This window comes from Mesorhizobium loti, from assembly GCA_014189435.1.
GTDB classification, from domain to species: domain Bacteria; phylum Pseudomonadota; class Alphaproteobacteria; order Rhizobiales; family Rhizobiaceae; genus Mesorhizobium; species Mesorhizobium loti_G.
The window spans coordinates 4,038,082-4,052,010 of the sequence record CP050293.1 but is presented as its reverse complement, the minus strand read 5'-3'; the positions used below and the strand labels follow the sequence as shown (position 1 = coordinate 4,052,010).

14 protein-coding genes are annotated in these 13,929 nt (G+C 62.2%); 5 read left to right on the top strand and 9 right to left on the bottom strand.

The genetic code is table 11. From position 1 onward, the window contains the following. Positions 1–2: 2 nt before the first annotated feature. Both HB777_19895 and HB777_19890 read right to left on the bottom strand, forming a co-directional pair. Positions 3–380, bottom strand: coding sequence for a hypothetical protein (locus HB777_19895; GenBank protein ID QND65942.1), 378 nt, complete (start codon positions 378–380; stop codon positions 3–5). 12 nt (positions 381–392) lie between these two features. Further along, positions 393–680 (bottom strand): hypothetical protein, encoded by a 288-nt coding sequence (locus HB777_19890; protein ID QND65941.1) that lies wholly within the window; start codon positions 678–680, stop codon positions 393–395. 287 nt (positions 681–967) lie between these two features. Here HB777_19890 and HB777_19885 point away from each other — a divergent pair, with 287 nt between their 5' ends. From HB777_19885 to HB777_19870, 4 genes are read left to right on the top strand one after another with little or no spacing between them, the layout of a single operon-like run. Beyond that, a complete protein-coding gene (locus HB777_19885) occupies positions 968–2,101 on the top strand; it encodes an aminomethyl transferase family protein (GenBank protein QND65940.1) in 1,134 nt (377 codons plus the stop codon). A 41-nt stretch (positions 2,102–2,142) separates the two neighbouring features. Further along, entirely contained in the window at positions 2,143–2,739 is a 597-nt protein-coding gene (locus HB777_19880; protein ID QND65939.1) for a hypothetical protein, read from the top strand. Next, entirely contained in the window at positions 2,736–3,701 is a 966-nt protein-coding gene (locus HB777_19875; GenBank protein ID QND65938.1) for an oxidoreductase, read from the top strand. Before HB777_19880 ends, HB777_19875 begins: the two co-directional genes overlap by 4 nt. Positions 3,702–3,710: 9 nt before the next feature. After that, the gene (locus HB777_19870) at positions 3,711–4,751 is read left to right on the top strand and encodes a DUF3445 domain-containing protein (GenBank protein ID QND65937.1); all 1,041 of its coding nucleotides are present in this window, start codon (positions 3,711–3,713) and stop codon (positions 4,749–4,751) included. 214 nt (positions 4,752–4,965) lie between these two features. On the opposite strand, the gene HB777_19865 is transcribed toward HB777_19870, so the two are convergent. Further along, the gene (locus tag HB777_19865; GenBank protein QND65936.1) at positions 4,966–5,682 is read right to left on the bottom strand and encodes a helix-turn-helix domain-containing protein; all 717 of its coding nucleotides are present in this window, start codon (positions 5,680–5,682) and stop codon (positions 4,966–4,968) included. Between the two features lie 317 nt (positions 5,683–5,999). Here HB777_19865 and HB777_19860 point away from each other — a divergent pair, with 317 nt between their 5' ends. Next, positions 6,000–7,358: an NAD(P)/FAD-dependent oxidoreductase gene (locus tag HB777_19860; protein ID QND65935.1), complete on the top strand. Its 1,359-nt coding sequence runs from the start codon at positions 6,000–6,002 to the stop codon at positions 7,356–7,358. Positions 7,359–7,373: 15 nt separating this feature from the next. On the opposite strand, the gene HB777_19855 is transcribed toward HB777_19860, so the two are convergent. From HB777_19855 to HB777_19830, 6 genes are all read right to left on the bottom strand, one after another. After that, positions 7,374–7,751 (bottom strand): GFA family protein, encoded by a 378-nt coding sequence (locus HB777_19855; protein ID QND65934.1) that lies wholly within the window; start codon positions 7,749–7,751, stop codon positions 7,374–7,376. A 38-nt stretch (positions 7,752–7,789) separates the two neighbouring features. Beyond that, positions 7,790–8,590: a hypothetical protein gene (locus HB777_19850; protein ID QND65933.1), complete on the bottom strand. Its 801-nt coding sequence runs from the start codon at positions 8,588–8,590 to the stop codon at positions 7,790–7,792. A 7-nt stretch (positions 8,591–8,597) separates the two neighbouring features. After that, positions 8,598–10,580 (bottom strand): ABC transporter permease subunit, encoded by a 1,983-nt coding sequence (locus HB777_19845; protein QND65932.1) that lies wholly within the window; start codon positions 10,578–10,580, stop codon positions 8,598–8,600. Next, complete coding sequence (locus HB777_19840; GenBank protein QND65931.1) at positions 10,577–11,662, bottom strand: glycine betaine/L-proline ABC transporter ATP-binding protein; 1,086 nt, start codon at positions 11,660–11,662, stop codon at positions 10,577–10,579. Before HB777_19840 ends, HB777_19845 begins: the two co-directional genes overlap by 4 nt. A gap of 76 nt (positions 11,663–11,738) precedes the next feature. Next, a complete protein-coding gene (locus HB777_19835) occupies positions 11,739–12,713 on the bottom strand; it encodes an ABC transporter substrate-binding protein (protein QND65930.1) in 975 nt (324 codons plus the stop codon). A 419-nt stretch (positions 12,714–13,132) separates the two neighbouring features. Beyond that, a complete protein-coding gene (locus HB777_19830) occupies positions 13,133–13,897 on the bottom strand; it encodes an SDR family oxidoreductase (protein ID QND65929.1) in 765 nt (254 codons plus the stop codon). Positions 13,898–13,929 lie beyond the last annotated feature (32 nt).

Here is a 13,929-nt window from a genome sequence, read left to right as displayed (position 1 = left end):
CTTTACTTGTCGTCGAATTTTTCGTTGATGACGTCGCGATATTCACGGTCGGATGCGCGAAACAGGAAGACGAAATAGCCGATCAGCACCGCGGCCATGATGATCAGCGTCGGCCAGTCGATGACATAGTGGAAGCGGTTCTGGATGATGTCGTGTGCGGTCTCGGGCGTGTAGCCGAGCTTTTCCCAGATCGACGCCATTGTCGGGTTCTGGCCGAGCGCTTCCCACGTCTTGGCGTCGAGCGCGTCGATGGATTTCGCCGCACCGGCAAGGCCGAGCTTCAGCGGCAGCCACAGCGCCACGAAAATGGCGACCACGACGACGGCGATGTCGAAAACCTGCCCGGCCTTGCTCTGCTCCGGTGGCGTGTAGCGGGACATCTCTTCTACCCCTCAGGACTTGCGGTTGCGGAACGCGTCGGCGTTCTTGATATCGAGCCCGTAGATGAATTCCTTGTCTTCCTTGTAGTGCTTGACCATCGCCAGGATCGCGGCCGTGTTGAAGATCAGCACGGCGGCGGCGGCGATCGCGACCACGGCCTTGATGCCGCCGTGCGGGATGTAGGGCCATGTCATGAGGAGAACGAAGAGGATCGTCGCCCACAGGCAGACGATCAGGAGCGCGGATCCGCGCACGTCGGAACGGTACAGCGCTTCGATGCGCTGCTGCATGTCTGACATCGGTTTTCCCCTTTTTCCAACGCTCGACCCCGAATTGGCCGCTCGCTGCCCTCTTTCAAGAGAGTGAAATTTTTTTCATAAATTCAGTCCGAATTTCGCAATTGTCAAGCGCGATTTACGTCGGGTTAACCGTTTGCTTCGCGAGATGAATTTTGCCTGACAATGAAATTAATTGCTTATGGGTATTGCGGCGCCCTGAGGTTTGCGGTCAATATTCGGCCAAAGCTCCCGCCGCTGCGCAGGGGGCAGGGAACAGCTAAAGAATTTTCGAAACGGAGGACGAGCGGATGACGGCATCCTGGAGATTTTCGACCCTGGCGGATCGCCATCGCGCGCTCGGTTCGAAGCTCGAAGACTGGAGCGGCATGGGAACCGCCTGGACCTACGACAAGGATGCCGACGAGGAGTACATCGCCATCCGCACCAAGGCCGGCCTGATGGATGTCTCCGGCCTCAAGAAGGTCCACATCACTGGACCGCATGCCTCACACCTGATCGACCTGGCGACGACGCGCGATGTCGAAAAGATCTACCCCGGCAAGTCGGCCTATGCCTGCATGCTGAACGAAGCGGGAAAATTCACCGACGATTGCATCCTCTACCGCACCGGTCCCAACGCATGGATGGTCGTGCATGGCTCCGGCACCGGCCATGAGGAGTTGCAGCGTGCTTCGGTAGGACGAGATGTCTCTCTGCGCTTCGATGACAATCTGCACGATTTGTCGCTGCAGGGTCCGACATCAGTCGACTACCTCGCCAAGCACGTGCCGGGTATTCGCGACCTCAACTATTTCCATCACATGCAGACGCAGCTGTTCGGCTTGCCCGTCATGATCTCGCGCACCGGCTATACCGGCGAGCGCGGCTACGAGATCTTCTGCCGCGGCCAGGATGCCGGCACGATCTGGGACAGGATCCTCGACGAAGGCAAGAGCGCCGGCATCATTCCATGCCGCTTCACCACGCTCGACATGCTGCGCGTCGAAAGTTATCTGCTTTTTTATCCCTACGACAATTCCCAAAAGTATCCGTTCGAGAATGAAGGCCCCGGCGACACGCTGTGGGAACTCGGCCTCGACTTCACCGTCAGCCCCGGCAAGACGGGTTTCCGGGGCGCCGAGGAGCATTACCGCCTGAAAGGCAAGGAACGCTTCAAGATCTATGGTGTTCTGCTCGACGGCAAGGAGCCGGCCGATGAGGGCGCTCCGGTCTATCGCGACGGCAGGCAAGTCGGCGTGGTGACCTGCGCCATGTATTCGCCGCTGGTCAAGAAATCGATGGGCATCGCCCGCCTCGACGTCGACTGCGCGGTCAAGGACACCAAGCTCGAAATCCGCAACAAGAGCGGTGCCATCAAGGCCACCGCCCAGCCATTGCCATTCGACGATCCCAAGAAGACCAAGCGCACGGCGAAAGGTTGAGGCATAGTCAACAGCGAGGGGTTCGAGGCACGAAGACTTAAATGGCAGCCAAAAGTATCATCAGCCGGCCCGTTTACGGAACCTTGTCTCCGCAGCCCGGCAAGCATCATCTTTTTATCGCGGATGCAGAAGGCGCGCTGGCGATGGCGGAGATGGCCGAGAGGGCGCCGCCCGGATTTTTCGACGACGCCGAAATCGTCTTCATTCCCGGCCCTGACGGCAAACACATCGCCGCCCTCAAAGCGCTTAAACCGGCACAGTTTCATCAGGCGCCGTCCTTCGCCAGCCTGCTGCCTCGGCTCAGGCAGACACTCGCCAACGCGCATATGGGCTTGCGCCTCTATCTCTCGGGCACCGAGGGCCTGATCGGCCAGGCGATGCAGGTGGCGCTGGAGGCCGGCATCGACCACACCTCGATCCAGACCGAGCACCGTGGCTCGCTGGCGCGGCGCATGCAGTGCGTCCACTGCAAGGGCATCACCGAGAATGTGACGACGCAGCCGGCGACCTGCGCGCATTGCGGCCTGCTGCTTTTGGTGCGCGATCACTATTCCAGGCGCATCGCCGCCTTCCAGGGCGTCTGCATCAATGCGGAAGATCGCTCGGAGGTCCCTCCAATGGAGGAGATTTTTCGATGAGCACTGGAACAACAAAACTCGATGTCGTGGTCAGCGATGTCGTTCCGGTCAACGACCTGGTCACCCGTTTCCATTTTCGCCGGCGCGACGGCGAGCTTTTGCCGACCTTTTCCGGCGGCGCCCATGTCGTGGTCGAGATGCGCGACGGCGAGCGGACCCGGCTCAATCCCTATTCGCTGATGGGCTCGCCGCTCGACACGCGCGAATACACGATCAGCGTGCGCCGCGACGATGTCGGCCGCGGCGGCTCGCTGTTCATGCACCGGAATGTCCGGCCCGGCCTTGAGATGGTGGTCAGCTACCCGGTCAACCTGTTCTCGCTCGACCTGCGCGCCAAGAAGCATCTGATGCTGGCGGGCGGAATCGGCATCACGCCGTTCATGGCGCAGACCGCGCAACTGGCGGCGGAAGGCGGCAATTTCGAACTGCACTACACCTGCCGCACCGCATCGCTCGGCACCTATGCCGATGTGCTGCGCGAGCGCTACGACCGCCGGGTCAGGCTCTATCATGACGACCTTGACGAGCGTATCGAACTCGACCGGTTGCTGTCGACGCAGCCGCTCGGCACGCATCTCTATGTCTGCGGCCCGGCCGGGATGATCAACTGGGTGCGCGATCGCGCGGCAAGCCTTGGCTGGCCAGCGGAAACCGTGCATTTCGAACATTTCGCGGCGCCCCAGCCCGGACTGCCTTTCGATGTGACGCTTGCCGTCAGCGGCAAGACGATCCGCGTGGATGAGCAGCAGAGTCTTCTGGAGGCGATCGAGGCGGCCGGCGTCGATCCGCCCTATCTCTGCCGCGGCGGCGTTTGCGGCCAGTGCGAGACCAACGTCATTTCTTGCGACGGCAAGTTCATCCACAACGACCACTGGCTGAGTGAGGAAGAGCACCGTTCGGGCAAGAAGATCATGCCCTGTGTGTCGCGCTTCGAAGGCCGGTCGTTGGTCCTGGAACGGTAGGAGAGAATCATGGGCATCACCTTTCGCAAGGAAACGTTCCGCGACGACTTCACCTTCAAGAACAGCCCGGAGCACATCAGGCGCTTCCCGTTTCCGTTCCACGAAGACGCCTACATGTATGCGGTCAACATCGAGCCGCATGTCGTCGGCCCGAAGGGCAGCGTGCTGGAAAACCTGATCGACGTCGACGAGCACTATGTCGCCGAGATGCAGGACCGTGCGCTGGTGCTGGCCGAGGATCCGCTGCGCTGCCAGTCGCTGCCGCACATGACGCTGGCCGGTTGGGACCTGCTGGAACTGTTGATGGAGCAGCAGGCGCTGGGCTATCCCGAGCATTTCATGCTGACCCGCGACGGCGATCGCTGGCGCTGGATCAACCGGCCGCTCGGCATCGACGACACCTTCACCTTCGGCGACACCTCGACGCTGCCCTACGGGCCGATGGAATACATCACCCGGCAGAGCCAGGGCGATTTCTGCATCCTCGACCAGCGCGACGGAAATTTATGGATGGATGCCGGCATGGTCACCACCCAGGCCGACTGGTCGCTCGATTTCGACATCGGCATGAACTTCTTCGAATGGCACGCGCCGGTACCACTGGCGCATGAGAAGGGGATTTTCGTCAGGGCGCTGAAGTTCCTCACCAACATCCAGCAGGGCAAGCCGGCGCGGCGCCTGAATTGGACGATGACGATCAATCCACGCCTCGACACCAGCCCAGAAAATTACCACAAATGGGGACCGGACCGGGCGACGGTGACGCCGGCGAATGTCGGCGACAAGGTGCATCTGCGGGTCGAACTGCAGAGCTTCTGGCGCCTGCCGCGCTCGAACGGCATCGTCTTCCCGATCCGCTGCTACCTGATCAAGATGGACGAACTGGTGACGCAGCCGAAATGGGCCCGGCGCCTGCACCGCGTCATCCGCGACCTGCCCGACGAACTCGCCAACTACAAGGGTCTGACGCGCTATCGCCCGGCGCTGGTCGAGTGGCTGTCGAAGCTGGATGATGGAAGCGCGACAAGTCCGGGGTTTGGGCCGGATTGAAGCGCCGCCCGCGAAGCTGCCGATCTCCCCCCTCGTGGGGGAGATGCCCGGCAGGGCAGAGGGGGGCGCGAAGGAACGCAAACCTTTCCCGTGCCCGCGCAAGACCAACAACGCCCTAAGGTTGCAGATCCAATCGATTGAGAAGCAGGTGCTCTACGGCGCCCCCCTCTGTCCTGCCGGACATCTCCCCCACACGGGGGGAGATTGGCAAAACTCACCCCGCGCTCTGCGGATAGCAAATAATCGACAAATACCGCATCGGCAGCTTGGTCAGCTGCTCCGGCCCGTGCGGCGCGTCGGCGTCGAAGAACAGGCTGTCGCCGGGCTTCATCGGGTAGAGGTTGCTGCCATGCCGGTAAACGACCTCGCCTTCGAGCATATAGAGGAACTCCATGCCCTCATGCTGGAAGGTTGGAAACACGTCGGAATCCTCGGTCAGCGTGATCAGATAGGGTTCGACGACGACGCCGCTGGTGTTGGAGCCGATATGGCCGAGCAGATTGTACTGGTGGCCGGCGCGCGTGCCGCGGCGCTCGACATCGAGACCTTGGCCGGCCTTGACGAAGACGGCGCTGCGCTCTTCCTCGAAGCGGCGGAAGAAGGCCGTCACCGGAACGCCGAGCGCCCGCGACAGCGCCTGCAAGGTGGTCAGCGACGGCGAGGTGATACCGTTCTCGATCTTCGACAGCATTCCCAGCGAAATGTCGGTGGCGACCGCGAGATCAGCGACGGTGATGCCGAGCTTCTTGCGGAAGGCCCGCACCTCGCGGCCGATCGCCACCTCCAGCACTTTTTCGCGGGTGTCGCGAATGGCATGCGGGTTCTGCGTCAGCGGCGCGCGAATGGTTTTCCCGTCGGCCGAGACCTTTGGCAGCGGCTTGGCTTTCGCGGCCGCGGGACCAGCCTTGGAATCGGAAGTTTTCTTCGCCATGTCGCCCCCGGGACTCTGCGGATTTATTTCACTCTAGGTGAACATGTCAGGTGCCGATACAGCAGCGCAACCGCGACGGCAAGTCGCCTGAAAGCGCATGCGCACGATCCGGCGTTTGGCCGCGTCCGGTTTTTCTCAGGAAATCCACCGTGGCGGAACCCAGTTTCAGCAGCGGACTGTTGACAGCGCGAAAGGGCGAATTACTGTCCCTGTGAGTGAAATTTGTTTCGTAAGAGCAATTCCAGGAAAAGTGTGAAACGGTTTTCCGTCCGGAGTTGCGTCAAAACAAAAGTCGAATTCAGATCGGGAGGCCTGCCATGAAAAGTCGCGTTGCCGTCATCGGAGCCGGACCCTCCGGCCTGGCACAGCTCAGGGCCTTCAAATCGGCCGCCGACAAGGGCGCCGACATTCCTGAAATCGTCTGCTTCGAAAAGCAGTCGGATTGGGGCGGCCTGTGGAACTACACCTGGCGCACCGGCCTCGACGAGCATGGCGATCCGGTGCACGGCTCGATGTACCGCTACCTCTGGTCGAACGGACCGAAGGAATGCCTGGAATTCGCCGACTACACATTCGAGGAGCATTTCGGCCGGCCAATCGGCTCCTATCCGCCGCGCGCCGTGCTGTGGGACTACATCAAGGGCCGCGTCGAGAAGTCAGGCCTGCGCAAATGGGTGCGCTTCAACAGCCCGGTGCGCATGGTGACGTTTTCCGACGAGACGAAGAAATTCACTGTCACCGCGCATGACCGCACCAACGACGTCACCTACTCTGAAGAGTTCGACAATGTCGTCGTCGCTTCCGGCCATTTCTCGGTGCCCAATGTGCCCTATTTCGAGGGCTTCTCGACCTTCAACGGCCGCATCCTGCACAGCCATGATTTCCGCGACGCGATGGAGTTCAAGGGCAAGGACATCCTGATTATCGGCCGCTCCTATTCGGCCGAGGACATCGGCTCGCAGTGCTACAAATACGGCGCCAAATCGATCACCTCCAGCTACCGCTCGAAGCCGATGGGCTTCAAATGGCCTGACAATTGGAAAGAGGTGCCGCTGCTGCAGAAGGTCGTCGGCAAGACCGCGCATTTCAAGGATGGCACCACCAAGGACGTCGACGCCATCATCCTGTGCACCGGCTACCTGCATTCCTTCCCCTTCCTGACCGACGATTTGAAGCTCAAGACCGCCAACCGCATGTGGCCGCTCGATCTCTATGAAGGCGTCGTCTGGGAGAAGAATCCGCAGCTCTCCTATATCGGCATGCAGGACCAGTTCTACACCTTCAACATGTTCGACGCGCAGGCCTGGTTCGCCCGCGACGTCATCATGGGCCGCATCAAGCTGCCGTCGGCCGAGGCGATGGCGGAGCACGGCGCGAAATGGCGCGCACGTGAGGAGACGCTGGAAGACGCAGAGCAGATGATCTGGTTCCAGGGCGACTACACCAAGGAATTGATGGACCAGACCGACTACCCCGGCTTCGACGTCGAGGCGGTCAACCAGACTTTCATGGAGTGGGAGCATCACAAGGGCGAAGACATTATGAGCTTCCGCGACCATGCCTACCGTTCACTGATGACCGGCACCATGGCGCCGCTGCATCATACGCCCTGGCTGCAGGCGCTGGACGATTCGATGGAGAGCTATCTTGAGGTGAAGGGCGTGGCGGCGGAGTAACCGGCGGGCTTGCCGTCAGGCCGGCGCCGCGACCCAGCCGTGGCGACTCTTGCCGTAGACAGACTGCGTCGGCGCCGGGAATGACGGGTCTCCGAAACAGCCGACGGCGACTGCCACCGCTGCCGGTCTCCGCGACGGATACCAGAAGACCGTCGAGCCGCACGTTCCGCAGAAATGGAAGGTGACGGGAAAGCCGCTGTCGGAATCGCGCTGGTAAGTCTGGAATGAGCCGCTGATCTCGATCGCGGCGGCATCGAAGAAGGCGGCGATCCCGAACGGACTGCCGGTCCGTCGCTGACAGTCCAGGCAATGGCAAAGCGAGACCTTGGCTGGCTCTTGCGGACATCGGATCTGCAATTGGCCGCAGGTGCAGCGAGCTGTCCGGCCTGTCATCACTCTCTCCTTTGCAGGGTTCGGCGGTTGAACGTTACTCAATCCGGTGGATAGTCGGGAGCAGCATCCGTCTCCGTCACCTTGACTGAGATAACGTCGCTCTCGTTGGCATAGTCGGGGCTATCGCCGCGCATGGCCAGCATGTCGGCCATCAGCAGGAACTGCATGGTTCTGAGCGCCCAGCCGGTCGGCTCCTCCGGCCAGGCGAAGACGCCGGCGGCGTCGCCGCCGAACTTCACATCGTGGCAGACGAAACCGACCTCGACCTTCCAGGATCGCAGCGTCGCGCCTGGCGGTGGGTAGGGAGGATCGGGAAGCTCGAAGTGGTTGGCGACCATGATCTTCGTCGGCACATCAGGCGTGATGCCCTTGGCTTTGAAGGCGGCAGCGGCGTCGTCATGGAACCGCTCGAGCAGGCCTTGCCCCGACAGCCTATAGGTAGCGCGGAAAACCCCGCCGCACCAGACGGATTCGTTGATGTCGTTGAAGATCAGCAGAGTGGCGCGAAAACGGCGCAGCCTTGGCGCCAGCGCCGGCCAATCGCATTCGGCAGGTGTCGCCGGTGTCGCGATGAAGTCGTCGAGAAGATCGCTGCCGCGCACCGGGCTGCTCAATACCGAGCAGTCTTCGCCGTAGAGGTGCCAGAGCTTTCGCAACTCCGCTGCCGCGATGCCGGGCTTTCGCAGTTCCTCCACCGAGGCGCGGACCCGCGCGATCGCATAGTTCGTCGCCGCCTCCAGCGTGCCGAAGCCTGATATCAGGTGCTCGCCGTCCGGCTCGCCGGTTCTGGCCATATCGAAAACGAGGACAGCGAAGGGTGGCTCGCCCGGCTCGGACATCCGGCTGTTATCCCAGCCTTGCCCTGGCCTTCGCCGTCCAGGCGCTGAACAGCCGATCGGCGACGATGCCGATGAAGGCGATGGCCAGACCCGCGACGATGCCGCGGCCGGAATCGGCCTTGGACAGCGCGATGAACACTTCCTGGCCGAGATCGCGCGTGCCGACCATGGCGCAGATGATGATCATGGCGAGCGCCATCAGGATCGTCTGGTTGACGCCCAGCATGATCTCCGGCAGCGCCAGCGGCAGTTGCACGCGAAAGAAGGTCTGGCGCGGCGTGCAGCCCGACACCTTGGCCGCCTCGATCAGCGCCGGCGGCACCTGCCTGATGCCGTGATTGGTGTAACGGATCGCCGGCACCACGGCGAAGGCTATCGTTGCGATCATTGCGGTGACGTCGCCGACACGGAACAGCATCACCACCGGGATGATGAAGCAGAACGACGGCAGCACCTGCAGCGTGTCGATGATCGGCGTGACGATCTTCTCGAAACGGTCGCTGCGCGCGGCCATCAAACCGATGGGAATGCCGATCAGGCAGGCGATAAAAGCCGAGATGCCGCAGAGATAGACGGTCGCCATGGTCTTCTCCCACAGACCGGTTACGGCGCAGAAGGCGGTTAATGCGGCGACCAATACAGCGAGGCGCAAGCCGCTGAGCTGATAGCCCGCGAGGCCGAGCAGGAAGACCGCGCCCAGCCACGGAAAGCCTTCGCAAAAGGCGCGCAGCGGGTTCAGCAGATTGAGGATCAGCGCCACGCGGAACGCTTCGATCGTATCGAAGAAGTTGATCGTCACCCAGTTCACCGCCGCTTTCCACAGCGGCGCGGTGGTGAAGGTGATCGCTTTCGGCACCACTGCCAAGGCCGGCACGAACAGGCCGAGCAGTGTTGTCACGACAAGGATGGCGATGGCCAGCGTCAGGTTGGGGTAGCGCCGCCAGAGGCTTGGGCTCATCTCCTGATGGACATGGCCCTTTGCCTGTTTGTGCGCGATAGCCTGGCTCAGCCGGTCGAGCGCGATGGCGAGCGCCACGATGGCAAGGCCGGCTTCCATCGCCTCGCCGACCTTCAGCGCGCGCAGTGCCAGAAGCACGTCGTAGCCGAGGCCGCCGGCGCCGATCATCGAAGCGATGATGACCATGTTCAGCGCCAGCATGATCACCTGGTTGACGCCGACCATCAGTGTCGGCCGCGCCGATGGCAGCAGCACCCGCCACAGTTTTTGGCGGGCCGTGCAGCCGGCCATCTCGCTGAAATCGTCAATTTCGGAGGGCACACGCGACAGGCCTAGCATCGTCGCCCGCACCATCGGCGGGGTGGCGAAGATGGCGGTCGCGATCATCGCCGACACCGGGCTGTTGCCGAACAGCAGCAGCATCGGGATCAGGTAGGCGAAGGTCGGGATCGTCTGCATCAGGTCAAGGGCAGGGGAGACGATGAGCCTTTCGGCCCATGGCTTGCGCCACGCCCAGATGCCGGCGAACAGCCCAGTGACCATGCAGAACGGCACGGCGATGGAGATCAGCGCCAGCGTCAGCATGGCACTGGTCCATTGGCCGAACAGGGCGATGTAGAGGAAGCAGCCACCAACCAGCAGGCTGAGTTTTCTGCCGCCAACGGCATGACCGGCGAGGAAGGCGGCGGCGCAGACGCCGACCCAGGACAGGCGCGGCAGGACATAGGCCTCAGTGCCGTGACCGATCTTGAAATTCTTGGCCAGGAGATTGAGCGCGAAATCGAGGGGAACACCGAGCACCGCGGTGATCGAGCGGGTCAGCCATGACAGGTTGGACTTGATCCAGCGCATCAGCGCGCTGACCCAGTCGGCGACCGGCACGACGGCGCTGGCCGGATAGTTGACGGCCCAGGGCAGGCGGTCCTGCAACAGGAACACGACAAGCACGGCGGCAAGCGCGAACGCCCAAATCAGCAGCCAGATCTGAATCGGCCGCGACCTTGCCTCGCTGGCGCTTGCCGTCACCGTCATGCGCCGGTCCTTGAGCGATCGATGCCGGCCAGCAGATCGATCACCGCTTGCGGCGTCACCTCGCCGATCGGCTTGCCGGTGCCGTTGACCACCGCGAACGGCTTGTTGGCGGCAACGATACCGGCCGAGAAGCTGGCGATCTTGGCATCCGGCGCCACCGTGCCGCCATGCTCCGAGCCATCGCAGGCGCGCATCAAGCTGCGTGCCGAGATCACCTTGGCGCGGTCGACGTCGCGGGTGAACTCGGCGACATAGTCGGTCGCCGGGTTGACCACCAGCTCCTCCGGCGTGCCGGTCTGAATGACCTCGCCATCCTTCATGATGGCGATGCGATCGGCCAGCCGGATTGCCTCGTCGAAATCATGGGTGATGAAGACGATGGTCTTGTGCAGCATGGTTTGCAGCCGCATCAGCTCGTCCTGCATTTCGCGGCGGATCAGCGGATCGAGCGCCGAGAACGGCTCGTCGAGGAACCAGATTTCCGGTTTGGTCGCCAGGCTTCGGGCAATGCCGACTCGCTGCTGCTGGCCGCCGGACAGCTCGCGCGGATAGAAATGCTCGCGCCCCCTCAAGCCGACTAGCTCGATGACCTCGCGCGCCCGTGCCTCGCGCGTCGGCCGATCCTGCCCCTGGATGCTGAGCGGGAAGGCAATGTTCTCCAGCACATTGAGATGCGGCAGGAGGGCAAAATTCTGGAACACCATGCCCATGCGATGCCGGCGCAATTCGATGAGAGCTGCATCCGAGATCTTGAGCAGATCCTTGCCCTCGAATTCGACCTTGCCGTGGGTCGGCTCGACCAGCCTCGACATGCAGCGCACCAGTGTCGACTTGCCGGAGCCCGACAGGCCCATGATGATAAAAATCTCGCCCTGGCGGATTTCGAGGTCGACGGCGCGCACCGCGCCGACAAGCCCGGCGGCAGTAACATCCGCCATACTGGCCTTGCCGTCGCGTTCGCGGATGAAGTTCGCCGCATTCGATCCGAACAGCTTCCAGACATTGCGGCAGGCAAGCTTTATCGGGCGGGCATCCTTTGGCGTGCCCGCCCCATTGGACCCCTGTTCAGTCTTGTCCGTCATTCAAACGTCCTTCTGGAACATCAACAAGTGAGGCCCGGCTGGTCAGCAGCCGGATCTCATTTTCCAGTCGGAAGGATCACTGCGCCCAGGCTTTCCAGTCTGCCTCATGGGCGGCGATCCAGGCGGCTGCGACGTCTTCCGGCGTCTTGCCGCCGAGATCGATCTCGCCGCTCATCTTGTTGAGCTCGTCGGTGTCGATCGTGTAGGCCTTCGCCACCTTGTAGGCGACCGGCCATTTGTCCTTCATGCCGGACCAGGAGTACTTCCAGATCTCGCCATGCGGCTTGCCGCAATCATATTTGGCGTCGGGGTTCACGCCCCATTTCGGGTCGTTGTAACACTCGGGCGTGTATTCGGGGAATTCAACCCACTCGCCCTTGTACTTGGCCGGCGCCCAGTGCGGCGAATAGATCCACAGCATGATCGGCGCCTTGCGCTGATAGGCCGAGTCCAGCTCGGCGAACATCGCCGCGTCGGTGCCGGCATGGATGACGGTGAAGGGCAGTTTCAGCGCCTCGACGCGCTCGTCGTCAAAGCCTTCCCAGGTCACTGGGCCGCCGAGATAGCGACCCTTCGGTGCGGTCTCGGCCGTCGAGAAGGCTTCGGCGCATTTCGGATCCTTCAGCGCTTCCCAATTGGGCAGGCCAGGGCATTTCTCCTTCATGTATTCGGGAAACCACCATTCTTCCTTGGCCTTCGGTCCAAGCTTGCCCAGCCGCTCGGTCTGGCCGGTGGCATCGGAGGCTTTCATGGCCTCGCCGGCGGTCGTGTCCCAGAATTCCAGGCCGACATCGAGATCGCCATTGGTGAGACCCGTGGTCAAGCTGGAGAGGTAGTCGGCCGTGGGATACTCGACGGTGTAGCCGAGCTTTTCCAGGATGCCGCCGAGGATCTTGGCGTTCAGGTTGACGCTGGTCCAGTCGAACAGCGCGATCTTGATCGGGTCATTGGATTCGGGTGCGGCGGCTTGGGCGGAAGGTGTCAGTGCACTCGCCGCGGCGAGTGCGAAGGCTCCCATTGTTAAGTTCGAAATCACACTGCGAAGTGACATGCTTGTTCTCCTTCAAGCTGTGAAAATTATCGTTCGTTCCCTTCTTGCGGCTTTTCTTGATTGTGTTGGAAAGGCTGGTCTTTGCGCAAGGCCGTCGGCACCAGATTGTTGCCCCGGCTTTGGCCGGCGCAGGCAAGATGGTGCTCAATTCTAGTGATGATGGAATGGGACTGGAGTGTCAGCGTCATGGCTGCCGACGGATCGCTGCGGGAGCGATCATCCGCGGATCGATTGCCAGTCCTGCGGCGCCCTGCAAGGTGCGAGCCATCAAGGTCCCATATTCTCGGCTGTCGACCCGGCAAGCCCCATCTCGCCAAGGCCGTTTCATAGGATGAAATTATATATACCAAGGTTCATGTCGCGCAACGACTAACGCCTCGCGGGACGCATAAATTCAGACTGCAGGCAAAGTCGGACCCCTACCAGCAGACGTAGCCGCCATCGACAATCAGGTCGAGGCCGGTGACGAAGCTCGCGGCGCGGCTGGCAAGGAACACCGTCGGTCCGACCATTTCTTCCGGCGCCGCCATGCGCCCCATCGGCGTGTCACGCTTGAAGATCTTGACCTCTTCGGCCACCTCCGGTCGCTTGTTCATCGGCGTCAGCGTGTAGCCCGGGCTGACGACATTGACGCGCAGGCCGCGATCGGCCCACTCCATGGCGAGGCTCTTCGACATGTGGATGACGGCGGCCTTCGAAGAGTTGTAGTGCGCCTGCGTCAGTCCCCGGTTGACGATGGTGCCGGACATCGAGGCGATGTTGATGATCGAGCCTTTGCCTCGCGCCAGCATCTTGCGCGCCTCGGCCTGGCAGGACAGGAACACGCCGGCGACATTGACCTCGTGCACCTTCTGCCATGTCTCCAGCCGCATCGTCTCGGCGGGTTCGGAGCCGGCAATGCCGGCATTGTTGACTGCGACGGTCAGCGCACCGAGTTCGGCCTCGATGCGATCGATCGCCGCCGCGAGATCGCTCTGCGACGTCACCGTGCCGGTCAGCACCAGCGCCTTGCGGCCGAGCGCCGTGATCCGGTGGGCGGTTTCATCCAGCCCACCCTTCGACGCGTGGCCGAAACAGGCGACGTCGGCGCCCGCCTCGGCCAGTCCGATCGCGATTGCCTGGCCGATGCCGCTGCCGGCGCCAGTAACCAACGCGACATCGCCGTCCAGCTTGAAAAGATCCATCGATAGCCCTCCCTGCCTAGGGGAGGGTATGC

Coding starts and splice junctions, on each gene's coding strand:
- HB777_19895 (QND65942.1), bottom strand. CDS start 380: ATGTCCCGCTACACGCCACCGGAGCAGAGCAAGGCCGGGCAGGTTTTC.
- HB777_19890 (QND65941.1), bottom strand. CDS start 680: ATGTCAGACATGCAGCAGCGCATCGAAGCGCTGTACCGTTCCGACGTG.
- HB777_19885 (QND65940.1), top strand. CDS start 968: ATGACGGCATCCTGGAGATTTTCGACCCTGGCGGATCGCCATCGCGCG.
- HB777_19880 (QND65939.1), top strand. CDS start 2,143: ATGGCAGCCAAAAGTATCATCAGCCGGCCCGTTTACGGAACCTTGTCT.
- HB777_19875 (QND65938.1), top strand. CDS start 2,736: ATGAGCACTGGAACAACAAAACTCGATGTCGTGGTCAGCGATGTCGTT.
- HB777_19870 (QND65937.1), top strand. CDS start 3,711: ATGGGCATCACCTTTCGCAAGGAAACGTTCCGCGACGACTTCACCTTC.
- HB777_19865 (QND65936.1), bottom strand. CDS start 5,682: ATGGCGAAGAAAACTTCCGATTCCAAGGCTGGTCCCGCGGCCGCGAAA.
- HB777_19860 (QND65935.1), top strand. CDS start 6,000: ATGAAAAGTCGCGTTGCCGTCATCGGAGCCGGACCCTCCGGCCTGGCA.
- HB777_19855 (QND65934.1), bottom strand. CDS start 7,751: ATGACAGGCCGGACAGCTCGCTGCACCTGCGGCCAATTGCAGATCCGA.
- HB777_19850 (QND65933.1), bottom strand. CDS start 8,590: ATGTCCGAGCCGGGCGAGCCACCCTTCGCTGTCCTCGTTTTCGATATG.
- HB777_19845 (QND65932.1), bottom strand. CDS start 10,580: ATGACGGTGACGGCAAGCGCCAGCGAGGCAAGGTCGCGGCCGATTCAG.
- HB777_19840 (QND65931.1), bottom strand. CDS start 11,662: ATGACGGACAAGACTGAACAGGGGTCCAATGGGGCGGGCACGCCAAAG.
- HB777_19835 (QND65930.1), bottom strand. CDS start 12,713: ATGTCACTTCGCAGTGTGATTTCGAACTTAACAATGGGAGCCTTCGCA.
- HB777_19830 (QND65929.1), bottom strand. CDS start 13,897: ATGGATCTTTTCAAGCTGGACGGCGATGTCGCGTTGGTTACTGGCGCC.